At 46.1% G+C, this 23,751-nt stretch carries 22 protein-coding genes; 4 read left to right on the forward strand and 18 right to left on the reverse strand.

Going from position 1 to position 23,751, the window contains the following annotated elements; all coding sequences use genetic code 11:
• On the forward strand, positions 1 to 206 hold a 206-nt coding region (locus tag QZL69_RS01450; RefSeq protein WP_291517812.1), incomplete at its 5' end, for a hypothetical protein.
• Between the two features lie 246 nt (positions 207 to 452).
• Here the strand turns inward: QZL69_RS01450 and QZL69_RS01455 are convergent.
• Complete coding sequence (locus QZL69_RS01455) at positions 453 to 1,343, reverse strand: Fic family protein (RefSeq protein WP_022213449.1); 891 nt, start codon at positions 1,341 to 1,343, stop codon at positions 453 to 455.
• Positions 1,344 to 1,581: 238 nt separating this feature from the next.
• Between QZL69_RS01455 and QZL69_RS01460 the strand changes: the two genes are divergently transcribed.
• The 3 genes from QZL69_RS01460 to QZL69_RS01470 are packed head-to-tail and all read left to right on the forward strand — an operon-like array spanning position 1,582 to position 3,219.
• Positions 1,582 to 1,911, forward strand: coding sequence for a helix-turn-helix domain-containing protein (locus QZL69_RS01460; RefSeq protein WP_022213450.1), 330 nt, complete (start codon positions 1,582 to 1,584; stop codon positions 1,909 to 1,911).
• 5 nt (positions 1,912 to 1,916) lie between these two features.
• Entirely contained in the window at positions 1,917 to 2,672 is a 756-nt protein-coding gene (locus tag QZL69_RS01465) for an ImmA/IrrE family metallo-endopeptidase (RefSeq protein ID WP_022213451.1), read from the forward strand.
• A complete protein-coding gene (locus tag QZL69_RS01470) occupies positions 2,665 to 3,219 on the forward strand; it encodes a hypothetical protein (protein ID WP_022213452.1) in 555 nt (184 codons plus the stop codon). Before QZL69_RS01465 ends, QZL69_RS01470 begins: the two co-directional genes overlap by 8 nt.
• A gap of 63 nt (positions 3,220 to 3,282) precedes the next feature.
• Here QZL69_RS01470 and yqeC read toward each other — a convergent pair whose 3' ends face one another.
• The 17 genes from yqeC to QZL69_RS01555 all read right to left on the reverse strand — a co-directional run bounded on the left by yqeC (position 3,283) and on the right by QZL69_RS01555 (position 23,702).
• A complete protein-coding gene (gene yqeC / locus QZL69_RS01475; protein WP_022213453.1) occupies positions 3,283 to 4,671 on the reverse strand; it encodes a selenium cofactor biosynthesis protein YqeC in 1,389 nt (462 codons plus the stop codon).
• Positions 4,671 to 5,474, reverse strand: coding sequence for a selenium-dependent molybdenum cofactor biosynthesis protein YqeB (gene yqeB / locus QZL69_RS01480; RefSeq protein ID WP_022213454.1), 804 nt, complete (start codon positions 5,472 to 5,474; stop codon positions 4,671 to 4,673). Before yqeB ends, yqeC begins: the two co-directional genes overlap by 1 nt.
• Before the next feature lie 7 nt (positions 5,475 to 5,481).
• Positions 5,482 to 5,976, reverse strand: a complete 495-nt coding sequence (gene xdhC / locus QZL69_RS01485; RefSeq protein WP_022213455.1) for a xanthine dehydrogenase subunit XdhC — start codon at positions 5,974 to 5,976, stop codon at positions 5,482 to 5,484.
• Positions 5,973 to 6,881 (reverse strand): xanthine dehydrogenase subunit XdhB, encoded by a 909-nt coding sequence (xdhB, locus tag QZL69_RS01490; protein WP_022213456.1) that lies wholly within the window; start codon positions 6,879 to 6,881, stop codon positions 5,973 to 5,975. Before xdhB ends, xdhC begins: the two co-directional genes overlap by 4 nt.
• 15 nt (positions 6,882 to 6,896) lie before the next feature.
• Complete coding sequence (xdhA, locus tag QZL69_RS01495; protein ID WP_022213457.1) at positions 6,897 to 9,173, reverse strand: xanthine dehydrogenase subunit XdhA; 2,277 nt, start codon at positions 9,171 to 9,173, stop codon at positions 6,897 to 6,899.
• 264 nt (positions 9,174 to 9,437) lie between these two features.
• The gene (locus tag QZL69_RS01500; RefSeq protein WP_022213458.1) at positions 9,438 to 9,929 is read right to left on the reverse strand and encodes a 4Fe-4S binding protein; all 492 of its coding nucleotides are present in this window, start codon (positions 9,927 to 9,929) and stop codon (positions 9,438 to 9,440) included.
• Position 9,930: 1 nt separating this feature from the next.
• Complete coding sequence (xdh, locus tag QZL69_RS01505; protein ID WP_022213459.1) at positions 9,931 to 12,513, reverse strand: selenium-dependent xanthine dehydrogenase; 2,583 nt, start codon at positions 12,511 to 12,513, stop codon at positions 9,931 to 9,933.
• Between the two features lie 31 nt (positions 12,514 to 12,544).
• Positions 12,545 to 14,299: a hypothetical protein gene (locus QZL69_RS01510; protein ID WP_022213460.1), complete on the reverse strand. Its 1,755-nt coding sequence runs from the start codon at positions 14,297 to 14,299 to the stop codon at positions 12,545 to 12,547.
• Positions 14,300 to 14,349: 50 nt separating this feature from the next.
• The gene (gene ssnA, locus QZL69_RS01515; RefSeq protein ID WP_022213461.1) at positions 14,350 to 15,681 is read right to left on the reverse strand and encodes a putative aminohydrolase SsnA; all 1,332 of its coding nucleotides are present in this window, start codon (positions 15,679 to 15,681) and stop codon (positions 14,350 to 14,352) included.
• Positions 15,682 to 16,168: 487 nt separating this feature from the next.
• On the reverse strand, positions 16,169 to 16,768 hold the full coding sequence (locus QZL69_RS01520; protein WP_022213462.1) for a histidine phosphatase family protein: 600 nt from the start codon (positions 16,766 to 16,768) through the stop codon (positions 16,169 to 16,171).
• The gene (locus QZL69_RS01525) at positions 16,761 to 17,141 is read right to left on the reverse strand and encodes a bifunctional adenosylcobinamide kinase/adenosylcobinamide-phosphate guanylyltransferase (protein ID WP_022213463.1); all 381 of its coding nucleotides are present in this window, start codon (positions 17,139 to 17,141) and stop codon (positions 16,761 to 16,763) included. Before QZL69_RS01525 ends, QZL69_RS01520 begins: the two co-directional genes overlap by 8 nt.
• An 11-nt stretch (positions 17,142 to 17,152) precedes the next feature.
• Positions 17,153 to 17,929, reverse strand: a complete 777-nt coding sequence (gene cobS / locus QZL69_RS01530; protein WP_022213464.1) for an adenosylcobinamide-GDP ribazoletransferase — start codon at positions 17,927 to 17,929, stop codon at positions 17,153 to 17,155.
• A complete protein-coding gene (locus QZL69_RS01535; protein ID WP_022213465.1) occupies positions 17,910 to 18,461 on the reverse strand; it encodes a bifunctional adenosylcobinamide kinase/adenosylcobinamide-phosphate guanylyltransferase in 552 nt (183 codons plus the stop codon). The genes cobS and QZL69_RS01535 overlap by 20 nt, the downstream gene beginning before the upstream one ends.
• Positions 18,462 to 18,463: 2 nt before the next feature.
• Positions 18,464 to 19,516 (reverse strand): nicotinate-nucleotide--dimethylbenzimidazole phosphoribosyltransferase, encoded by a 1,053-nt coding sequence (gene cobT, locus QZL69_RS01540; protein ID WP_022213466.1) that lies wholly within the window; start codon positions 19,514 to 19,516, stop codon positions 18,464 to 18,466.
• A 35-nt stretch (positions 19,517 to 19,551) separates the two neighbouring features.
• Positions 19,552 to 19,974, reverse strand: a complete 423-nt coding sequence (locus QZL69_RS01545; RefSeq protein ID WP_022213467.1) for a GtrA family protein — start codon at positions 19,972 to 19,974, stop codon at positions 19,552 to 19,554.
• A 12-nt stretch (positions 19,975 to 19,986) separates the two neighbouring features.
• A complete protein-coding gene (locus QZL69_RS01550; RefSeq protein WP_022213468.1) occupies positions 19,987 to 20,949 on the reverse strand; it encodes a glycosyltransferase family 2 protein in 963 nt (320 codons plus the stop codon).
• Between the two features lie 5 nt (positions 20,950 to 20,954).
• Complete coding sequence (locus QZL69_RS01555; protein ID WP_022213469.1) at positions 20,955 to 23,702, reverse strand: YfhO family protein; 2,748 nt, start codon at positions 23,700 to 23,702, stop codon at positions 20,955 to 20,957.
• Between the last annotated feature and the right edge of the window lie 49 nt (positions 23,703 to 23,751).

Genomic DNA, 23,751 nt, shown 5'->3' on the forward strand with positions numbered 1-23,751 from the left:
CAAGTGCGGAACCAATCATTTTATCCTTGATCTTACCTACTGTTTCACTCAGACTGTCAGCGCATCTTTTTACCATGCTGCTGATCGTTCCTGTTGCAATTGGAATGTTAAATACTCCGGAAAGAATCTCATGGGTGCGTTTGATGCTGACTGCACCTACGATATTTTATTTTCTCTGTTTTGCCGAAAAATCAAGATGTACTTAACGGGGTACTGAATAGTTACGTCAATAGAATTAAAAAATCCCTGACGAAATAACTACATCAATGGTTTGCTCTCACAAGCAATTTTGAGAAACAAATATACTTTAATTGCCTCTATCTGAGCGTCTCGCATCTGCCCTGTTTTTTTATATATTCAATCAAATTTTTAACAGTACACTGATCCGATTCATACCATTGAGTGCACTTATTTTCTATCATTTTATAAAACATGAATTCACTCCTGCTTCTTTAATAAACAATTCTAAAATACTCCAAATACGCCTTATACCTGTCCTGTACAGTCAAACAAATGTCTGTCAGATAGCCTTTTTCATTGTTCCATTCTTTTAAGCCTTGATAATAGAACAATTTCAGGTTATCTTCAATAATGAACGGAACAATATTGTATTTCAGGCATTCTTTGAACATAATTAATCGTCCTATACGACCATTTCCATTCTGGAAAGGATGAATCCGTTCAAATCTTACATGAAAACCCAGAATATCCTCGAAAGTCTTCTCCTCTTTACTGTTGTATTCTGCCAGCAATGCTTTCATTTTGTCAGCAACCTCTTCTGGTAAAGCAGTTTCCATGCCACCTATTTCATTCGGCAGTCTTTTATAATCGCCTACAGCAAACCATTCTTTTCTGGAATCGCTGGTGCTGTTTTTCAAAATAAGGTGTAGTTCCTTGATAAATTTTTCTGTCAGTGTTGCTTTTGCATGGTCAATGATCAGATCAATGCAGCGAAAATGATTTGCAGTTTCAATTATATCATCTACGTTGAGAACTTCTTTTTCAACACCAATAGTGTTCGTTTCGAATATACAGCGAGTCTGAGTATGGGTCAGACGACTTCCTTCGATGTGGTTAGAATTATATGTCAGATCAATCTGTGTTTTATGGTAAATACCACCAGAGTATTTGCTGACTTTCTGCTCCTGCAGGATATCTAACAAAATGATTGGTTTTTCTTTTTTCTTGTTAGATCGCTCTGGTTTTTCTGCATTTTCGGGGATATTCCAGGTCTTACCAGTAAGAAATGCGCCTGGTACACGTCCATGAGCACAATAGTTTCTTACGCTACGTTCAGAGATATTCCACTTTTTTGCAGTCTCAGCAACTGAAAGATATGACATTACTATCCTCCCATAAAATCAAAATTTTCCTTAATCATATTATATGATACCACATTATCGGCAACAAATCCATGAATATTCAAATTTATTCATTCTATTTTGCCGTTATAGGAAACAACTATTTGCCAGTTATATCTCTGTAATTCGTCATATTTTCTCTTATTATTTGTGTTGATATTATGACAAATTCATAATATAATAATATAAACGAACAATAATAAGAAGGAGGAACATGAACATGGCAAACATCATCGGAAATAATATTAAAATACTTAGAGATAATATGGGATTTAGCCAGTCTACTATTGCCCGTTTCCTCAATGTAGATCAAAGCTTGATTTCAAAAGTCGAAAAAGGCGAAAGAAGTTTATCGACCGATATGTTGGAGAAACTTGCATGTCTGTTCGGTATCTCAATTGATGCTATCGAAAGCAACACTATTGAAACATCAAGCCTTTCATTTGCATTCAGGGCAAGCGATTTGTCTGCTGAAGATCTGGAAGCAATCAGTGCTATTAACCGTATTGCACTTAACTCCGAGTATATGGCAGAATTATTGAAAGGATAACGCTTATGATTGATTATGCAGATTTAATGACAAAAGCCGAACGTTTAAGAAAGCAATTTGGAGAGGACAATAACTCTCCGATCGACATTTTCTCATTAGCACAAGGAATCGAAACATTAACCATTGTCTATTATCCTCTGGGTAATAAGATCAGTGGAATGTGTATCAAAGGGACTGAGGAAAGATGCACCATAGCATTAAATTCATCAATGACATTAGGACGGCAGCGTTTCTCACTTGCTCACGAATTTTACCATTTGTTTTATGATAATAATATGAAATCTGTTTGTGCCAAGTCAATCGGTACAGGCAATGAAACAGAAAAAATGGCCGATGCTTTTGCTGCATATTTTTTAATGCCTCGTGCAGCATTAGCTGACAAAGCAGATAAACTTATTTCAAAGCACGGAGGCAAAATTACTCTTCAGGATATTATCCGCATTGAGCAGTATTTCGGAGTCAGCCATCAGACCGCCGTGTATCAGTTAAATAATTGTGGCTATATAAACCGAGAGGAACTTGATGCTTTGTTAAATATCAGTGTCAGACGACAGGCAGAGGCAATGGGCTATAGTTCTGATTTGTATCGTCCATTACCTGAAGAAAAACAATATCGCACCTATGGTCATTATATTAACCAGGCTGACCAGTTATTAAATCGTGATATTGTTTCATATGGAAAATATGAAGAATTATTGCTCACTGCTTTCAGAGATGATCTCGTATATGGCACCGAGGAAGGTGGTGAATTGATTGACTGAGCCACTTTTCTTTGATACAGATTGCATTTCTGCATTTCTTTGGGTAAATAATGAAAGCATTCTTTCCAAGCTGTTTCCTGGAAGAATTGTTATTCCCAAAGAAGTATATGATGAGTTGTCTCATCCTGGTGTAAATCGTGTTAAAGGATTAAAGGCGCAAGTCGATTTAATGCTCCAGGCAGGGAATGCAACAATCGAGTCCATTATGGTGGGTACTGATACATATGAACTTTACCGAAAGCTTACAAGTCATCCAGACCCCGGACACAAAATCATCGGTCGCGGAGAAGCTGCTTCCATTTCACTTGCAAAAGAGAAACAAGGCATACTTGCCAGCAATAATTTGAGAGATATATCTGCTTATGTTACAGAATATGGTCTTTCTCATCTTACAACAGGCGACATTATGAAAATGGCATTTGATGCAGGGTACATCAACGAAGCACAGGGAAATACTATCTGGGCTAATATGCTTGCCAGAAAAAGGAAACTTGGATATAGATCATTTTCAGATTATCTTGCGAAGCATCAGTCAGAAAAATCATAGCAATGCTAACATAACATATAATAAAGGAGTCGAAATCCCTCTCTATGGAAATCGGCTCCTTCTTCATTGTCTGCCATCATTATACAGCGTATCCACATCCACAAGCTCCTTCGCATCTTCGATCTCAAGATATGCCACATCCTCGGGATGTCTGTTTATGATCTGTTTTCCACCTTTGTCGCCGGTGATCTCCTGTAGTTCCTGGTAATATTTCCGGGAGAAGATGCAGGGGTTTCCGGTTTTGTCGTTAAGGAGGGTGCATGCCATGCCTTTGTGTTCTGATTGAAATTTGTGCACCAGATTGACGATGGTCTCTGTGGTGAGCCAGGGCTGGTCGGATACGATAAAAAGGCAGGCGGCCGATTCTTTTGCAGCGGCTAGGCCGATCTGCATGGATGAGGAAATGCCACGTTCCGGGTGTGAATTGATCAGGACCCGGACTCCTGATTCTTGTGCTTTGGAAGCTATTTCTTCGTACTGGGTGACGACTATGATCTCGCAGTTTCCGAGTTCTGACGCTGCCTTTTGAAGCTTGTGCAATGTACGCAGATACATCGGCACTCCGCCGATTTCGTACAGCAGCTTGTTGGAGCCGAAACGGCGGCTGTTTCCTGCTGCCAGCATGATGAATGTGGGCTTTTCCTGTGCCTGGCTACCTTTATTTTGCGGCTCCTGCAACTTATTCATCCACACTTCTGCTTTTTCTTCTGTCCTATCAATACAATTACAGATACTATTATAATTTTGCTTCTGTAAACTCCCCCAGACCGCATGAACTCCCTGCTCTTCCAGTTTTCCTGCGATTCTCTCTGCTGCCTCGGCTTTCCCCCGGATGTCTGCTTTATTTAACAGAACACAATACTCGCGTCCATCCACGCATTTCCTTAATGCCTCCGCGGAAACAGCAATCTTCACGATATCATCCTCTGTAACCACTTCTTCCATCCCTTTTCCAAGGAAATCCGCAACTTTCTCCGGTCTGTGGCAGGTCTTCTGGATTGGCTCTCCGAGAGCATCCACACCAGCAACTCCGATAACCATCTCCGCAAACTCCGGAATCACTGGTTCCCGCTCTCCCGGTACTTTGAGTGGCAGGCGTTTTGCACCATCTGCTTCAATCAAAAGTACATCTGCAAGTCCTCTCAGTTCCTCTAATTTCTCCTCGGAAAGACAGCCAATCTTCTCCGTCGCGCGGTCAAGACTGGCTGCTACCGTATAGTGATATCTCTGCAGATTCTTCCGAACTCCGTCAATATCTCCGTCCTCCACAAACGGCCGCTCTGGCTCATATGCCATGTGTGTGGTCGTTGTCACGATCACTTTTTTTCCAATAGAAACAAAGCTTTCCATCAGCCGAAAGATCAGGCTGGTCTTGCCGCCGCCGCCAACTACAGCGATCGTGGATATTTTTTCTGTATTGACCGCCAGTACTTCCAGAAGTATCTTTTTCATCACGGCAGCACTCCGTTCGCCATCAGGACTTCCACGACACTTCCGGCGATGCAGCGGGCTTTGTCCGAGATAGTATTACAGTTTTTCTTCTGCTCTTTACGTGGATCGATGTCTGCGAGCTTCATTCCCTTCGGCACTTTGTAGCCATCGCGGATGATTCCTCTGAGAACACCGGTCAGAGATGCATAGACCGGCATCTCATCGACCATCGCTATGATCTGATCTTTTTCTACAATATCTCCGATCCTGGAGCGGTTATGCATGATCCCTGCCGCCGGGGAATGGATCACTCGTTCTTTGCCGTATCCGGCAATGATGCCCGGAACTCCTGTATTTGGCGTTGCCGGCCCTTTGGAGATGATCCTTGCAAGGTCATGCCCTCTCTGCGTTTCTATGACAAAATCTACGTCCTTTCCGGCTTCAAAGCCAGGTCCCAGCGCGACAGTGAGAGGTGCCATGTCCCTCGTTGTTCCAAGATTTCTCTTTGCAAGGATCGCATCGATCAGCGCATCCGGTTTCAACTCTTTCACCGCTTCCCCGCTCTCATCGACAAGGATCGGAAGCTCTCCATTCTCCCAGACTTTCTGGCATTCACTGACCTTCGTGATCAGCCTTCCTGTCACTCCCTCAACGCAGGAAGTTCCATCGTAGACTGCCTCTCCAAAAGAAACTTCTCTTCGTATCGCGCTTGGTCTCTTACATTCCAGTACCAGTACCTGATAGCCGCATCGATATAATCGATGGATCACCCCGCTGGCAAGATCTCCTCCTCCGCGAACGATCAGTTTTGTCTTGTGTTCCATGTTACTTTTATTCCTTTCTGCTGCTTTCTGCATTTTCATGCATGACTTTATCTACCGCATTGACGATATTCTGATATCCGGTGCAGCGGCAGAGATTTCCGGACATTTTTTTGCGGATCTCATCTCTGGTGAGTTCTTTGCCCTGCTCCAGAAGGACAGTCGCAGACATGATAAATCCCGGTGTACAAAAACCGCACTGAACTGCACCTTCTTCAATAAACGCTTCCTGGATTCTTGTGATCTGCCCGTCTTTTTCCAGACCTTCGAGGGTGCGAATGTTTTTGCCCTCTGCCCAGACAGCAAGATAGATGCAGGAATCTATCGTTTCTCCGTCTATGATGACGGTACAGGCACCGCATTCGCCTACTTCACAGCCTTTTTTGACGGAAGTAAGACCAAGATGATTACGCAGCATATCCAGAAGCGATTCTCTCGGGTCTACATACTCCGCAACTTCTTCTCCGTTTACAATACACTGTACGAGTACTTTCTGTCTCTTCATGCCATTTCACCTCCACTGACACTGTCGGCCGGCACACCGGCAAGTTCCACAGTCCGGATCAGTGCCCTGCGGGCGATCTCTCCGCCGATCTGCAGACGAAAAGCCTTCGAAGCTCTCCAGGAATCTCGCGGATGGATCTCACTTCGGATGCTGTCCTCAAGTTTCCGGTACAGCTCTTCTCCAAGTTTCCGTCCCTTCAGAAGTTCTTCTGTCTCCACGCAACGGTACGGTACCGGTGCAGCTACACCAAATGTGATACGTACATCCTCCAGGATCTTTGTTTCCGGGTTCACTTTGCTGACTACACTGCAGCTCAGCGTTGCGATATCCATGGCATTTCGCATGGAATATTTGATGTAATGTCCATGATACCCTTCATATTCGGCACGCGGGATCACAACATGCATCAGCACTTCTCCCTGCTTAAGAGCCACACGTCCCGGACCAAGATAGAACTCCCTGACCGGAACCACTCTGCCGCCCTCTGCATTTGCAATATGCAGAAGTGAATTATAGGAAAAAACCGTCGGCACACTGTCGGCACTGACTGCACCGTTGCAGATATTTCCACCAATCGTTCCGATATTTCGGATCTGCGGTCCACCAACCTGGTCTACCGCCTCCCCAAGCACAGGAACACACTCCTGAATGATCGGATCTGCTGTGATATGTGAAAACACCGTTCCTGCCCCTATATAAATATCCCCGGAATCTTTTTTCTCAATTCCCTTAAGTTCTTCGATGTCACGGATCGACACCAGCGAAGTGCCTGCCATCCTTCCCTCACGGATCTTGATCAGGACATCACTTCCCCCGGAAATGATCCTTGCGTCCGGATGTTCCGTAAGAAGCTCCACTGCTTCTGAAACGGTTTTTGCATTATAATAATTTTCAATGTCATACATGATGTCTTCCCCCTTTCAGATCAGTCCCGCTTTTTGGAAACCATCGACCAGTCTCTGCGGTGTCAGTGGATTTTCGTTAAAAGCAACTCCTGTTGCATGCAGGACGGCATTTCGGATCGCCGGTGCACACGGGATCGCAGGCGGCTCACCCAGTGCCTTATTTCCATATGGTCCGATCGGATCATCAAGTTCGACAAAATCTGCCTTGAGTTCCGGTGTATCGAGCATGGTCATCAGTTTATAGTCCAGGAGATTTCCATTCAGCGGCCGTCCTGTCTTCTCATCGAGAATGAGCTGCTCACTGATACCATAGCCCATACCCATGGATATGCCTCCATGTACCTGCATCTCTGCAAGCTGCGGATTCAATAATTTGCCGCTGTCATGCTCATTGATGATATGGAGGACTTTGATCTTTCCAAGCTTCATATCTACTTCGACTTCTGCAAAACAGCAGCCGGTCGCGATCGTATTTTTTTTCACCTGCTCGGAAACTTCTGCTGTCAGTACAGAAGAATTGGTGAGACTGTAATAGCTCTCCTCGGCAAGAGCTGCAAGTGAGATCGCCCGCTCTTTGCCTGCCCAGATCCAGTTGTCCCGAAGTTCAAGTTCCGTGGTGTCGATCTCCGGAAGCAGTGTCTTGGCATAGGCAAGGATCTTGTCACGCAGGATCTCCGCACAATGACGGACTGCCGTTCCTGTAACGAAAGACTGTCTCGATGCATAAGCTCCCGTATCAAATGGCGAAATATCCGTATCCTGTGTGGACATGATATGTACATGTTCCATATCTGTGTGAAGTGTCTCTGCCACCATCTGCGAAAATACAGTGTCTGCACCCTGGCCGATCTCTGTCGCGCCAAGGGTAAGCTGCACGCTTCCATCCTGATTCAGGGAAAGCCTTGCTCCTGAGATCTCCAGAGAAATCGGCCATACGCCTGTTTTATAAGAAAACAGTGCCATACCGACTCCCCTTCGTACATCTCCGGTCTGGTTTGCATATTCCTTACGTTTCTCATCCCAGTGGATGTAATCTGCACCTTTTTTGAGGCATTCAAAAATACCGTTTGAGTTTGCCGCGATCGGTTTCAGATAAACGTCTGCATAGTATCCCTGGATCAGATTTTTTCTTCGGAATTCAAGTGGATCCATATGGATCGCAGCTGCCACATCATCCATGAAGCTTTCTATCGCGAAACATACCTGCGGGATCCCATAACCTCGCATCGCGCCGCCGACCGGGGTGTTGGTATAAACTGTATACGCTTCTCCCCGGATATTTGGACAGGCATACTGTAAACGCCAGGAAGTCAGACCGTTCGCCGCGATCGCGTGTCCATGGGAGGCATAAGCTCCCTGGTTGGAATAGGAATGCATATCCTTGGCAAGCAGTTTACCGTCTTTGTCCACGCCTGCTGCAAGGTCGAATTCGATCGAATGACGGGTCCTGGTGTTGCAGAAAGTTTCTTCTCTGCTGATATCCAGTTTGACTGGTCTGCCGCCAACCTGCGTGGTCAGAAAGGCATTCAGCGGTTCATAGAGAACGTCCTGCTTATTTCCGAAACCTCCGCCGATATACGGCTTGATGACACGTACATTGCCCCACGGGATTCCCAGTGCCTGGCCGATGACACGGCGGACGATATGCGGGATCTGTGTGGAAGTCACTACTACGATCCTGCCCTTTTCCATGTAAGCATAGGAAATTGGATTCTCGATATGACAGTGCTGGACGATCGGGGTCTTATACGTTCCCCGGACAACTGTCTCTGATTCTTCCATACCTTTATCGACATCTCCGATAAAATAATTGGAGCGTGCCAGAACATTGTCCTTCTTGTCGAAATGGATCGGCGGATGGCTTCCCTGCATGGATTTACGTGGATGGATCTCAACCGGATATTCCTCATATTCCACTTTGATCAGTTTCAGTGCCCTGGCTGCCGTGATCTCGTCCTCTGCGACAACTGCCGCAATATCATCACCATAATAACGGACACGTCCCGTAAGAAGATTCCGGTCTGCCACATCCTGGTGTGCCGGTTCTACTGACCATGGATGTCCCGGTGTCGGATAACAGTGCTCCGGCACATCCTTAAAAGTCACAACTTTGACAACCCCTTCCAGCGCTTCTGCTTCACTTGTGTCGATGGATGTCACGATACCATTTCCGATCGATGCATGCAACACTTTGGCGACCAGACATCTCGGCGGTATCAGATCCTCTGTAAATTTGGCTCTTCCGGTTACCTTTTCATATGCGTCTACACGCGGAACGCTTTTTCCTATCATAACCTCTCACCTGCCTGTTTTTATTGTAAACTTTGGAATACCTGCACTTATTTTCTGAAAAATTCTCTGATAAAAAGAGCCGGATCAAGTCCCAAGAAACTTCTCTGTTCCCCTCTGAACTTACGTCCGGCTCCGAACCATGCTATTTTCCACTTCAGGTATTCAGTTCTTTTTGCGTACCCATAGTGTAACATATTTTACTGCATAGTTGCAATCTTTTCTGTTGAATTTTCTGAATTTTTAGTCTATCTTTTATTACTTTCTTTATCTTACAGGTGTAAAGATACCTCGCAGGTCATGGATCACATGGCGCGGGCATTTGACGGAACACATGCCGCAGCTTAAGCAGGCATCCTCATCGATCACTGCACAGTTATCTGTTACTTTAACAGCACCTGCAGTACAGGTCTTCTCGCAGATCCCGCAGCCGATACAGCTTGCTTCGCACTGTTTCTTCGCCGCTGCACCTTTGCTCTTATTGGAGCATTTGACCACGATATAATTCGCGCATTCATGAATATGAATGATCTCCTGCGGACAGACTTTGGTACATTTTTGGCAGGCAATGCATTTGGATTCGTCGACTTCTGCCACTCCGTATTCATTGAGGGAAATCGCGCCGAATTTACATGCATCGACACAGGCTCCACAGCCGATACAGCCTTCACTGCATCCTGCTCCCCCCTTGACTGCCCTGCATCCACCATTGCAGGAAACAATGGCTGCCTTATATGGAAATTTCTTTTTGACTGCCATATCAACCCTTCCTTTCGTATGGTGTGCTCACAAGCGGGAGACTGTATCTGCGGATTCCGTCATAGCGGAAATATGCATCTGCGATCGCCGGTGCGGTAGGGATCGATGTGATCTCTCCGATACCGATCGCTCCGCAGGCTACTTTGAGTCCCGGTTTATCTACAACGATCGCTTTGATCTTTGGAACTTCATGGGAACGGAATAATCTGAGAGAACCATACTTCTGTATCGGCTTGCAGTTCTCATCGATCGGATACTGCTCCCTCAGGGCGTAACCCATGGACATGACCACACCGCCCTCGATCTGACCTTCGCAGGACAGTGGATTGACCGCTTTGCCGACATCGTGTGCGGCAACGATCTGATCCAGTTTACCGGTTTTTGGATCTACGACACACATCTGGGTCGCATATCCGTATGCAACATGGGATACCGGGTTCGGCACATTTGCACCAAGAGGATCTGTCTTTGCCAGGTACTCTCCGTAGTATACGATCCCCTTCATATCCTTAAGTTCCTTGCCGGCTCTTCGGTCTTCCATCAGTTTCTCGCAGGCTCTTCGGCAGGCTTCACCGGTAACAAGCGTCTGTCTGGAACCGGAAGTCGTTCCGGAATCCGGTGAGATCCAGGTATTGCTTCGCTCATATACGATGTCTTCCTGTCTGATGTCTGTATTTGTCACGATCATCTGTACGAGAACCGTTCCAAGGCCCTGACCGATACAGGAAGCTCCGGAATAAATATGAAGTTTCTCATCATCCTCCACGATCAATTTCACACGTCCTGTATCCGGAATACCAACGCCAACACCGGCATTTTTCATCGCACAGCCGATTCCGACCGGTTTTCCTGCCGCCATCGCTGCGTCATAATCTTCCTTGACCGCCTCCAGAGTCTCCACAAGGCCTGTGGAATCATCTACGATCTGGCCATTCGGAAGGACTTCTCCCGGGCGGATCGCATTGCGGTAGCGGATCTCCCATGGAGTGATGCCGACTTTATCTGCCATCATATTAAGCAGGGTCTCTGTCGCAAAACAGGTCTGCGTTACACCAAATCCACGGAAAGCTCCTGCCGGCGGATTGTTTGTATAGTAAGCAGTTCCCTCGATCTCAAAGTTTTCGTAATGGTACGGACCTGCTGCATGGGTGCAGGCACGTTCCAGGACAGGGCCGCCAAGGGAGGCAAAAGCACCTGTATCCGAAGTGACGCTTGCTTTTACGCCCATGATATTACCATCTTCATCACAGCCCATCGTCATATCCATATAGAACGGATGACGCTTCGGATGGACAAGGAGAGACTCTGCTCTGGTAAATTTGACTTTGACCGGTTTCTTTGTCACATAAGTAAGGAGAGCTGCAAGATGCTGTACTGTCATATCCTCCTTACCGCCAAAACCGCCGCCTACAAGTGCATTCTGCACCTTGACCTTATCCGTTCCAAGGAGCAGAGAACACTCATGCAGGGTCTGGTGTGCTGACTGGTCTGTGGAATAGATAAATACGTCTCCGTCCTCATCATAAAAAGCAACGGCACATTCCGGCTCAAGGAAAGCATGCTCTGTCCATGGCGTCTCGAAATGATGCGAGATCACATATTTGGAATTTCGGATCGCTTCCTCGGCATTTCCCCTGCTGATGTGTTTGTGTGCACAGATATTGTTTTCTTCCTCGTCAAAAACCTTCGGTGCATCCGGCGCTGCTGCTTCCTCAATCGTATGTACATGAGGAAGCGCCTCATACTCTACCTTGATAAGTTTGATCGCTTTTTCTGCGGTTTCACGGTCTTTTGCCGCTACGAGTGCGATCGCATCGCCGAGATAATGTACGAGAGAGCCGACCGGGATCAGAGTGTACTGATCATGCTTCAGATGACCGATCTTGTTCTCGCCTGGGATATCCTCTGCAGTTACAACTGCTTCCACACCCGGAAGTGCTTTTGCTTTGGAAGTATCGATGGAAAGCACTCTCGCACGTGCATATTTACTTCGGAGAGCGACTCCATAAAGCATGCCATCCAGGTAAAAATCATCCGGATATTTACCGTATCCGAGGACTTTCTCCTCTACATCGATCCTTGCCACGCGATTGCCAAGTGTCCAGTTCGGGTCACCATCATCTGGAATTTCGCCTGCTTTTAATATCTTTGCTGCCAGACGGACGGCATCCATGATCTTTACGTATCCTGTGCAGCGGCAGTAGTTATTGCGCAGCGCATATCGGATCTCGTCGTCTGTAGGCTCCATATTTTCATCGAGAAGTGCTTTCGTACACATTACCATTCCAGGAATGCAGAATCCACACTGTACTGCTCCAGCCTTTCCATATGCATAGGTGTATACCTGCTGTTCCCATTCTGTCAGTCCCTCTACGGTTATGATCTCTCTTCCGTCAAGGGAATCTGTATCCGGGACACATGCTTTGCAGGTTTTTCCGTCAATGATCACTGTACAGGCTCCACATGCGCCCTCACTGCATCCGTCCTTTACGGATGTCAGGTGAAGTTCGTCACGGAGGAATCTCAAAAGCTTCTGATTCTTCTCCGGCTGAACACTTTGTCCATTTACTTTAAATATTGCCATAGTGGATTCTCCTTTTCCTGTTTTATGGATATCACATCAACAGGTAAGCATAGTCATTGATTACTGTGCAGATAAGCTGTGACAGTCCTTCTGTGAGGATGCCGGACAGCTGGTCTGCTTTTACGATTTCTTCTTTGTCTCCAATACGTACTTTTACTTCTTTGCTTTCTGTATCCAGTACGGTGAAACCATTGTTTGTGCTGTCTTTCATGTCTTCTTCTGTTGCAAATAAAGTAAATTTGTCTTTATATGGTGCTCCCGCATACTGGCAGAAGGAACGGCAGTTGCCGCATTCGTTACACATATAGTCTACATGAAGGATCTGCAGAAGTTCCATCTCCGGTACTTCGATCAGGACGTTTGCACGGTTCGGACATACGTCTGCACAGTTTCCGCATACACGTTTGTGTGCTGTGAAATCTTTTTTGTTCGGAGCATCTTTCTTCTTAAGGCAGTCAAGAAGCGGGGATTTCTCTTCGTTTCTCTTTCCTGCTGCTTTCTTTGTGTTCTTCTGATAATGAGCATCAGCAAGAGCAGATTCTGCAAGTTTCTTCACTTCTTCTACTTTGACTTTGCCACATTCTCCAACTTCGCACTCATCTGCTTTCTCTGCAATGCGGGTCATCCATTTGTATCCACCCGGTTTGAGAAGAACAGTTGCCACTGTGACCGGCCAAATACCGCAGCCCACGATCTGATCGATATTCTTCTGGTCAGCTCCGCCTGAAAAGGACATTGGAAGCTCGCCGTCAAAAGATTCTGCAAGACGTGCTGCCACTGTGATAGAAAGCGGGAACAGGGCTTTACCGGACATATACATCTCCTCACCCGGAAGTTCCTGGCGTTTGATATCTACCGGGAAGGTATTGGTCAGTTTCACTCCGAAGGAAAGGCCTTCCTGTGCTGCTGTTTCTTTGAGGCGTTTCAGCATTGGAACAGCATCCTCATACTGTAAATCATCCTTGAAATGGAAATCTGTAAATGCCATGTAGTCATATCCCAGATCGTCCATTGCTTTACGGACAAATTCATAACCAAGAAGTGTCGGATTACATTTTACGTAAGTATTGATGTGTTTTTCTTTGAGGAGATACATAACAATATTTTCGATCTCCTGCGGAGGACATCCGTGCATGGTAGAAAGTGTGATAGAATTACAGATTTCTGACGGAATTGCCTCAATATCTTCTTTTGTCACATGCTCAAAGAGATCTGCATGATCGAGAAGCCATGTCTTACATTCCTTGAAAACTTCTGTATCGCGGGCATCTTTGAGTCCTTCGATAAAGTCGTCGATCTTCTTATCCTTGATTCCTTCCAGGTTGTAGCCGCAGGACATGTTGAACTGGAATCCGTCCGGGCTTCCAAGTCCGAATTCTTTGGAGATCACATGAAGTGCCATCCAGCCCTTGATATATTCGCCCATTGCCTGTGGAACGTAAAGTTCTGTAGACCATTCGCAGTTGTATGCCTCATCCTCTGCCACGATACATGGTTTCGGAATACATGCGGAAAGTTCCGGTCCATCCATCTTCTGTACTGTCTTTAACTCAAAAAATCTCGCACCTGCATAGTAAGCTGCCACAAGGTTCTGTGCAAGCTGTGTATGCGGACCTGCTGCCGGTCCGACAGGATTTTCAAGTTTTCTTCCAAAAATCTCTACGGTTCTGGCCGGATCAGCCACATATGCTTTCTGGATTCCAAAGACCTGTCCTGTTGCTTTGTGTTCTGCTAATATCCATTCCATTAACTGTCCAAATGGAATACTCTTCATAATATCGCTCATAATTTATTTCTCCCTGTAATTCCCAATACAAAAATAGTGATTGTCAGCATTTAGCTGTTGATATCCTCTGCAAGTTCTTTTGCAGCCTGACGGCAGTCTGCCATGACTTTGGCTTCATCACATACAAGCACTTCACGGTCTTTCATGAGAACTTTGCCGTTACAGATCGTTGTCTGCACCATGGCACCGTTTACGCCGAACAGCAGATGGCTGTTGATATTGCCCTCGTTCATAGGAGTCAGCGGATCATAATCAATAACGATCACATCTGCTGCTGCACCTTCCTTAAGTACACCGAGTTCCTTCTTAAAGTAACGGTTTGCGATCTTTGCATTTCCCTCAAACAGCATCTGTGGAACTTCGCCCCATGCGGCATTCGGGTCACAGAGATGATGTTTGTGAAGGATGTTTGCCACCTTCCAGGATTCCATCATATCATGGGTGTAGCCATCCGTTCCAAGTCCTGTCAGGATCCCCTTATGTACCAGCTCCATGGTAGGAGGGCATCCGCAGGCATTTCCCATATTGGATTCCGGATTGTGTACGACCATGGTATCTGTCTCTTTGATCAGATCCATCTCATGCTCATTGATATAGATGCAGTGTCCAAGCAGAGTCTTCGGACCTAAGATATCCCAGTCATAGAGTCTGTCTACGATACGTTTGCTGTGTTCCTTGAGACACTGGTGAAGATCATAGATCCCCTCAGCCACATGGATGTGATAGCCGACTCCGTCCGGCTTTAATTCCCGGCACAGTGCCATTGTCTCATCTGAAATTGTAAAAGATGCATGCATACCCATCATTGCTGCCAGCATATCGCTGTCGTCCTGCTTCGCATGTTTGATGAAGTTTACATTCTCCATCACGGATTCCCGGGATTTGTCCATGCCGTCTCTGTCTGAGATCTCATAGCACAGACAGGTGCGGATACCGAGATCCTTCGCAGCTTCCTCGATCGCATTCAGAGAACCTGTGATGTGACCAAAGCTTGCATGATGGTCAAATACTGTTGTCACACCGTTCTTGATCGAATCGATGTAAGTTGCATAGGCAGAAAGCTTCGTCTGCTCCAGAGTCAGATGACGGTCAATGTTCCACCACATGCCATCCAGAATATCCAGAAATCCCTGTGGGTGGTATCCATTCACGCTCAGTCCTCTGGCAAATGCACTGTAGATATGTTCATGCGCATTGATAAATGCCGGCATGATGATCCCGCCATGTGCATCGATAAATTCTGCATCAGGATATGCTTTCTTTACTTCATCAGTTACCCCCACCATCTTTATGGTGTTACCATCCATTGCAACTGCACCATTCTCAAGCAGTGCACAGGATGCGTCCCTTGTGATCATTCTTCCGTTTCCAACAATCAACATAAAGATCTCCTCCTTGTCTTGTGAATTTTTTCCAACACAGGTTTGTTATCATCCACAGGATTTAGATATTTTATACTAATACTCTATCATATTCTGTATTTTATTTCAACCATAATTCGCAAAATGTTTTTGTTTGTCAAAAAAATTTTGTATTCAAAAGTAATTTCTCATTTATCCCGGATACAGAAAAAGCGGCGAAGCTTTCGCTCCGTCGCTGTCTATCTGATTCTACCATATTTTTCTTATAAAAAACAGTACTGTAATAAATTTCTGCATCGCAAACCATGTTATCGTTAAATCCGATGCCAATACCCTAACATACCAAACAGATTTGACATCGGAAAATAATGTAAACTGATAAATCGATGCTCATACCTTAATATAATCATCCCATCGGGCATCGGAAAATAAAGCAATCCGCCAAACCGATGCATACTACTCATAAAAAGAAGGATTGCCTGGAGACAGAGCATGATTACTCTTGCAATTACTTATTTGCAGTGGCAGTGACCTGAGTAAAATGTCGTTCTGCGTCATTCCAGTCCTGAAGCTCCAGCTCGACCAGATAGCCGCAGCCGTTTCCGACATGCCACTCATAAAAAGCTTTCTTCGGAAGGGCATACGCTTCCATGATATTCATGATCGTGCCCCCATGGACCACCAGTGCTGCCTCGGTGATGCCTTCATCTCTACAGGCTTTGAGCACTTCATCAAAACCTTTCAGATTCCTGTCCGCGCATTCTTCCTTACTCTCGCCTCCCGGAAACGGAAGGGTTCCGTTGCTGTCGATCCATTCCTGATAGTGAGGATTGTCTGAAAGTTCTTTATAGTTTTTGTTCTCAAATTCTCCAAAATCGCACTCTGCAAGAAGCGGCACTATCCTCTGCTCTCCCTTCGGAAACAGGATCGATGCGGTTTCCCTGCAGCGTTTCAGAGGGCTTACAAACAGAGCCTGTACGGCAGGATAAGTAAATTTCTCCAGTAATTTCCGTCCCTCCTCACAGAGAGGTTCATCTGTCACTCCAATATATCTCTGGTGGCTGTTTCCCTCCGTCATTCCATGGCGGACAAACCATAACCTAAGCATCCTTGATCACCGTCCCGATCCCGCAGGCAACTCTCGTTACCCGGTGGCTGTATGCTGCCAGTTTCGTGCAGATCCTGCCGACCGCCTCACGGTAGGCGCGGTCAAACGCATCGATCGGCACAACGCCATAACCAACTTCGTCTGATACCAGGATCAGATCCGGATTTACACGGATCAGGTCTTCGGCAAGGCTGCTGATATCGTTTCCTGCTTTCATTTCTTTTCGGATATATTCATGAAATCCCATGACACCTTCTGCATGGGAAAGGCTCTCCCAGTCTGCCTGTGCCCCGTTTATCCATGTTACATCTGGATGATCTTTTTCTGCCAGGGTGCTTTTTCCCTGAAAAGCCCCTCCAATTATTATTTCCATACTCTACACTCCTATATCGGATAAACTACCGTCAGGATTGCCAGTGCAAGTACCATCCATGCCTCACAGAGACACAGGAAATACCCCGACAGATCCCCGGTCGTTCCTCCAAAATATTTCATCGCCTTATGTTTATAAAAAAGGGAAACAAGCACAGCCGTCACAAAAGTCACTGCTCCCCATACCGGCTGGATCAGAAGCATCAAAGCCGCCAGAAGCACGAGATAAACGATCAGCGTATTTCGAACCGTGGTATCCTGTGCCTTGCGTGAAAACTCTGCCACTGTGCCGCCGGCGTTAGCTTTTGGCAGGGTGATCACACCGAGTCCGGAAAAACATCTCGATACTACATAGCCAAGTGCGATAAGTTTCATCGCTGTCCAGTCACCCGTGATCTGGCTGAATCCGCCATACAGAACCAGGAAATACACGCATGCTGTGATCACGGCAAATGCACCCGCATGGGAATCTTTGAGGATCTCCAGACGTTTTTCACGGTCTCTCCAGGAACTTAAGGCATCTGAAGTGTCCAGAAGCCCGTCCACATGGATCCCGCCCGTCACATGGACTGGAACCAGGATCAGTGCCATTGCCATAAAGCCTGTACCAAATCCAAAGTACTCTCCCAGCCAGCTTACTCCCAACGTGAGGAGGCCTGCTGCTGCTCCTACAAATGGAAAAAAGCACAGCATATAGCGCATGTTTTCCTCTGTCCACTCTGCCTGTGGCATGGGAATCTTGGAAAACATGGCAAATGCGATCTTAAAACTATTCCACAGACTTTTCATGGTAAGTGCCTCCTTTTGATTTCTTGTGATAGACAGGGATTCCGTAAACTACTTCCACGACCTCATCCGCAAGATGTGCAAGCTCCTGGTTGATCTTTCCCAGATATTTCTGGTAAGTTTCCGTCTCTCCCTCATAGGAAGCCGCCTCCGAAAAGATCTCATTCGTGACGATCACCAGATTCCCCGCCTGGGCAAGAAGAGACTTCACACCTTTGAGGATCTCCTGGACTGTCCGCTCATGTGCTCCGTTTTCCTGGAACATTTCATTGGCAACAAGATTCGACATGCATTCCAGAAGGACAGTACTGCCCTTTGAAACTCTTACCTGTGCAAGATCGGTGTAGCATTCAATGGTCTCAAACCCCTTGCCGCTTCGCATATTCCGATGGCGCTGCACTCTTTTTTTGCTCTCTTCATCAAAAGGGAACATCGTAGCGATATAGACTCTCTCCGCTTCGCCAAAAGATACGACCTGATCTTCCGCAAAGGCAGATTTCCCGCTTCCGCTGCCTCCTGTTACAAGAATCATCATACTCAGACAAGCTCCTCATACTGTTCTACATGAATGTCATCAAACGTGCTCATAGACTGATAAACTGCGGTTCCCATATCAAGGAACGGGAACAGGGCAACAGCACCGCTGCCTTCTCCAAGGCACATGTCACCGTGGATCACAGCTTCTTTGCCAAGAGCCTCCAGGATCAGATGGGCAGCCGGTTCCTTGGATACATGGGAAGCGATCATATAGTCACCTACGGTCGGGCAGATTCGCTGCGCGATCAGGGCTGCCACACAGGAGATAAATCCATCGATCACAACCGGAACACTAAAGGCAGCACCGCCGATAAATACGCCTGCCATACCTGCAATGTCCAGACCACCGACTTTTGCAAGGACATCGATCGCATCCTTCGGGTCCGGCTGGTGTTTGTCGATCGCTTTTTTGATCGCGGTGATCTTGCGGTTCAGACCATCGCTGGAAAGACCTGCGCCGCGTCCTGTCATCTCCTCCACCGGACGGTCAAGAAGAACAGATGCAACAGCACTACTGGTCGTAGTATTTCCGATCCCCATCTCTCCGGTAGCAAGGAGTCCATATCCTTTCGCTTTGAGTCGGGAAACCATCTCGATCCCCGCCTCGATCCCTTTCACTGTTTCTTCTCTTGTCATTGCCGGTTCTTTGACCATATTTCTGGTACCCATGGCAACTTTGAGATCTGTCGGGACTTTGGTATCTACCGCCATTCCAACATCCACCGGATAAACATCTGTTCCGCACTGACGGCACATCGTGCAGGCAGAAGTATCGCCTGTCAGGAAATTCTCTGCAACGATCGCGGTCACTTCCTGTCCTGTCTGTGTCACGCCTTCCTCTACCACACCGTTGTCTGCACACATCGCAACCAGGGCACGTTTCTTAAGGTTCATATCCGGGCTTCCTGTGATGCCCGCGATCTGAACGACCAGATCTTCCATCTTTCCAAGAGAATGCAGTGGTTTAGCGATACTGTCCCATCTCTTTCTGGAAATTTCCATTGCTTTTTCATCCAGTGGATGAGTCTTCTGAAGTGTTTCTTCTAATGTCATTTCTGAAATCCCCCAATCGTATATTTAAGACCAGATTATTTTTTTCCTGTTGTAAAAACAAAAAACTTGCTGAATATGTAATTTAAAGCGAGAACGATAAACTGTGTGATGAATTTTCCCACCATGTCGTTCATTTTGCAGACTTCGACGAGGAGCCACACACCGCCGACCTCGATCACCATTGTCACAAGGCGCGCGCTGATAAATTTGCAGAACGGTCTGAAATGGTCTCTAAGTGTCTCGCATTTGTCCTGAAATACAAATCTGGAATTAACGACATAGGCGAACAGGATCGCTGTGATGATCGAGATCAGATTTGCAATATTCAGCTCCAGTCCACATTTACGGAGTACAAAAAAGCAGACCAGATTGACCAGGGTCGTGCATCCTCCAAAAAATACATATCGGATCACATCGTTCTGGTAAAAACGCAGGATCATATCTTTTAGTTTCTTCATAATCATTTGCTCCTATCTTCCATCGTGTCTGGCAGTCTCTGAAACGTCTTCTCCACCACGCATGATCCTGGAAACGATATAACGCGGACGGCGCTTGACTTCCTCATAGATCTTGGCGATATAGTATCCGATGATGCCAAGACTCAGCATGATCGCGCTGCCGATCAGAAGAAGCACGAGAAGCGTCGTTGTGTATCCTTCCACTGCATGACCTGAGAAATACTGCACCAGGGAATAAATGATCAGAAGCAGTGAACCAAGAAAACAGATTCCACCTGCCACCGTCACAAACTGAAGCGGCAATGTTGTGAACGCCACGATATTGGTAAATGCATATTTGACCAGTGACCAGGTAGACCACTTGGACTCTCCCGCTTCTCTCTCCCGTACCTCAAACTCTACAGATGTCGTCCTGAATCCCACCCAAGATGAAGTTGCACGGAAAAACATATTCCGCTCCGGCATCGCAAGGATATTATCCACCACCTGCCGGTCCATCATCTTGAAATCGGAAGCGTTCTGCATATTTACGCCTGTCACTTTGGACATGATGCCATAGAAAAAGCCTGCGCTTTCTTTGTGCAGAAAACTTTCTCTGCCACGGCTTTTCTTGACGCCCTCGATCACTTCATACCCCTGTTTCCAGAGTGCGTACATTTCTATCAGTGTTTCCGGCGGGTGCTGGAGGTCGCAGTCCATAACAGCGACCACATCTCCGGATGCCTGCGCCATTCCTGCAAAAACTGCCGCTTCTTTCCCGAAATTTCTGGAAAAACGCACACCGAGAACTGCCGGGTCTTTGTGACCCGCCTTAAGGATCTCTTCCCAGGTATTGTCGCTGGAACCGTCATTTACCAGAACCAGTTCGTAGGGAATTCCTGCTCCTTCCAGTACTTCCCGAAGAACCCTGCAGGTTTTTCCTATCATAAGTCCCTCATTATAAGCCGGAAGCACAACTGACAGCATATTCTTCATGATTTTTAAAACCTCTTTTTCTTTCTGTTTATTAACACCAACACAATGTAGCACAATACACCGATACAAGTCAAGCACAGACCGGTTCTGAGATATGGTGTCCAGTATACCAGGTGGATCTCGTGATCACCTTTCGGAAGTTCCAGGGCCATATACATGGTATTTGCTTCTTTAAGTTCTGTTTCTTCTCCATCGACATACGCCGTCCATCCTTCACTGTACGGAATGGAAAGTACCAGTGCTTTTGTGTCAGAAAGAGAGATTTTTCCATTGATCTCGTTATTGCCAATTTTTACATCGGTCAGAACTTCTTCGCCAAGTTTGCTGGTCTGACTGTCGATCTCTGTCATTGGCTGGCAGTAGATCTTGAGGCTGTCGAAACTGTAGACTCCCGTATTTTCAAAAGTCAGAGTTATCGTGTGTCTGCCTTTTTCGCTGTATCCGGTATTGCAGAGGAAATTATGCTTGCCACTGTATGCATTGTACTTATCTGTAAAAATCTGGATCGTTTTCTTGAGGAAACGTCCTCCGATCTGGATCGAAGCTTTCTGACTCTCCTTCCAGTAACGCCAGTTGCTGTTTTCTTCCAGCAGTTTGTTCTGCTCGTAAGTTGTCATTTTGGACCATTTTTTGTCGCTGATCATTTCTCTTGGGGAAAGCCCTTCGTAATCCAGGCCTTCCGTGATCAGATATGTCTCCGCATTTTCCTCTCCTTTAAAGACCAGCTTGAGCTGTGCATTTTCCTGTGTGACCACGACTTTGCCATTCTTGAGGCGGCAGCCTTTGCCCTCTGATGTATAATAGGAAACTTCGCGGTCATTGAAATGTGTCTCTGTCTCTGGAAGGGAACTGTCATCGAGGACCACGCCCTGCAAAAGAGCCTGCTGTTTCTCTGTCACAGTCATCTTGTCATAATCTTCTCTGGATATCCAGGAATCATAGGTATAGCCAAGCGGCAATGCATCTTCATCTGCATATGCCAGATAAGTCTTGCCATTCTTTTCTGCTTCGCCGCTGAGTCTGGAATAGCCATATGGAAGATCTGATTCCTTGCCCTTTTTGACTACAAAATATTTCACTGAAGCGAGGCGGTCCAGGATCGTCCGTCCGTCAAGATTGTTATAATGCTGTTCCCACGGTGTATTCAGGTACATCTCGTCAAAGAAATTCGCGATGCTTGAGCTTGCGACACTGAAATAATAAGCAGTACTGTTCGTTCCCATCTGCATCGAAGAGTTTTCGCTGGAATTCGTATCCATCTGGTCATAACGGTAAACCGAAGGATCATCGGTACTGAGTACCGCACGGTCAACGCCTGTTTCCAGTTTCTCCAGGGCTTCTCCACTGTCGGTGAATTCCGAGAGATAATCTTTCTCATAGGAATACTGATAATGCATATTAAACAGGATGCCTGCGATCAGGAAACCTGCAACCATCACCGTAAGATTTCGCTCCCTGGTAAAGATATTTCCGAAGGAAAGCACGATAAATGTCGAAAGTGACAAAAGGACCATCGCCATCAGATTTCGCTGTGTCCTTGCCGCCTCCGGAAGGAGCGCCAGAATACAGTAGATCAGAAGCATCACAAAAACTTTTCGCTTTTCTGTAAGCGTAAGAGCAAAAAGTTCCGGGTATATTTTTACAAAGATGTACGCGATCAGCATTCCATAAGCCCAGATCCAGCGATTGGAAACGTAGGAAAGTCCATTCAGGACATGCCCTGCATAAGGCAGCAGCAAAAACACATTCAGAAGCACAAAACCAGCCTTGAGTGCGGTGTACTTTTTCTTTTTGGAAAACAGTACGAAAACACCGGCAAGGGAAACTGCCGTATAACCGGCAACACCCCACTGGATCATGTTTTCTCCGATCAGACATCCAAGATATTTTTCGTAGTAAATTCTGTCATAAAACAGCGGTACATAGTTCTCTGCCTTGAAACGATCCGTTCCAAACACCGGAAGAATCACCGGAAGCAGGATCACCGCAGCGATCAGTACTGCGATCACGGAATATACCGCAAAAACGCCAAGCCATTTCCCGATATTTTTGATGGATCTGTCCGCAAACAGATCAAAGTAGCGGAAAATCGCATAAAGTACCATAAAGATCCCCAGCATATAAAAGAAATAAAAGTTTGAAAGTCCTGCCAGGGCAACGGACCATATAAATACATATGGTTTTTGTTTCTTATAGATCTTGTCAATTCCCAGAAGAATCAGAGGCAGGTAGATCATGGGATTGGAAAAATACGGATGTTTCATCGCCGCATAGATCGTCCATCCTGCAAAGATGTAGATCATCGTTCCCATAAAGGTCGCCTGTTTTGAATTCTTATGATAAAAACTGTATCTGCTGAACGCAATGCCAGCCAGATAAATACGCAGAAAGATCAGAAACGCATAGAGGGCTTCTGTCTTTGATGCCGGGACAAACACAGATAAAAGTGTCAGCGGGTCCCCAATCACATAATAATGTAAGGTCGTCAAAATGTCCGAACCGTAGCCAATATGCATATCCCACAGAGGCAGGGACAGCTTATGTTCTATAAACAAAGTATGAAGTACCTTTCTCAGATACTTTCCATAATATGCCAGTGAGTTGAGATGCTGTGGCACACCGTCATGGCTCCAGACAAGTGATTTCCCATTTGCAAAAAATTTCAGATACAGTGCCAGGGCAACTGCCAAAAAAACTAACGTATATAACAGGTAAAAATCTATATTTCTTTTTTTATCCAGTTTTTTATTCATGCCATTCTCTCTTATACAAATCCATCCTGCATGTATCAAAAAAGCCGCG

This window comes from Blautia sp. CAG:237, assembly GCF_000436615.1.
GTDB lineage: Bacteria > Bacillota > Clostridia > Lachnospirales > Lachnospiraceae > Blautia_A > Blautia_A intestinihominis.

Bases quoted from the DNA above. Each gene is read 5' to 3' on its own strand.
- QZL69_RS01455 (WP_022213449.1), bottom strand. From the start codon at position 1,343: ATGTCATATCTTTCAGTTGCTGAGACTGCAAAAAAGTGGAATATCTCT.
- QZL69_RS01460 (WP_022213450.1), top strand. From the start codon at position 1,582: ATGGCAAACATCATCGGAAATAATATTAAAATACTTAGAGATAATATG.
- QZL69_RS01465 (WP_022213451.1), top strand. From the start codon at position 1,917: ATGATTGATTATGCAGATTTAATGACAAAAGCCGAACGTTTAAGAAAG.
- yqeC (WP_022213453.1), bottom strand. From the start codon at position 4,671: ATGAAAAAGATACTTCTGGAAGTACTGGCGGTCAATACAGAAAAAATA.
- yqeB (WP_022213454.1), bottom strand. From the start codon at position 5,474: ATGGAACACAAGACAAAACTGATCGTTCGCGGAGGAGGAGATCTTGCC.
- xdhC (WP_022213455.1), bottom strand. From the start codon at position 5,976: ATGAAGAGACAGAAAGTACTCGTACAGTGTATTGTAAACGGAGAAGAA.
- xdhB (WP_022213456.1), bottom strand. From the start codon at position 6,881: ATGTATGACATTGAAAATTATTATAATGCAAAAACCGTTTCAGAAGCA.
- xdhA (WP_022213457.1), bottom strand. From the start codon at position 9,173: ATGATAGGAAAAAGCGTTCCGCGTGTAGACGCATATGAAAAGGTAACC.
- QZL69_RS01500 (WP_022213458.1), bottom strand. From the start codon at position 9,929: ATGGCAGTCAAAAAGAAATTTCCATATAAGGCAGCCATTGTTTCCTGC.
- xdh (WP_022213459.1), bottom strand. From the start codon at position 12,513: ATGGCAATATTTAAAGTAAATGGACAAAGTGTTCAGCCGGAGAAGAAT.
- QZL69_RS01510 (WP_022213460.1), bottom strand. From the start codon at position 14,299: ATGAGCGATATTATGAAGAGTATTCCATTTGGACAGTTAATGGAATGG.
- ssnA (WP_022213461.1), bottom strand. From the start codon at position 15,681: ATGTTGATTGTTGGAAACGGAAGAATGATCACAAGGGACGCATCCTGT.
- QZL69_RS01520 (WP_022213462.1), bottom strand. From the start codon at position 16,768: ATGCTTAGGTTATGGTTTGTCCGCCATGGAATGACGGAGGGAAACAGC.
- QZL69_RS01525 (WP_022213463.1), bottom strand. From the start codon at position 17,141: ATGGAAATAATAATTGGAGGGGCTTTTCAGGGAAAAAGCACCCTGGCA.
- cobS (WP_022213464.1), bottom strand. From the start codon at position 17,929: ATGAAAAGTCTGTGGAATAGTTTTAAGATCGCATTTGCCATGTTTTCC.
- QZL69_RS01535 (WP_022213465.1), bottom strand. From the start codon at position 18,461: ATGATGATTCTTGTAACAGGAGGCAGCGGAAGCGGGAAATCTGCCTTT.
- cobT (WP_022213466.1), bottom strand. From the start codon at position 19,516: ATGACATTAGAAGAAACACTTCAGAAGACTCATCCACTGGATGAAAAA.
- QZL69_RS01545 (WP_022213467.1), bottom strand. From the start codon at position 19,974: ATGAAGAAACTAAAAGATATGATCCTGCGTTTTTACCAGAACGATGTG.
- QZL69_RS01550 (WP_022213468.1), bottom strand. From the start codon at position 20,949: ATGAAGAATATGCTGTCAGTTGTGCTTCCGGCTTATAATGAGGGACTT.
- QZL69_RS01555 (WP_022213469.1), bottom strand. From the start codon at position 23,702: ATGAATAAAAAACTGGATAAAAAAAGAAATATAGATTTTTACCTGTTA.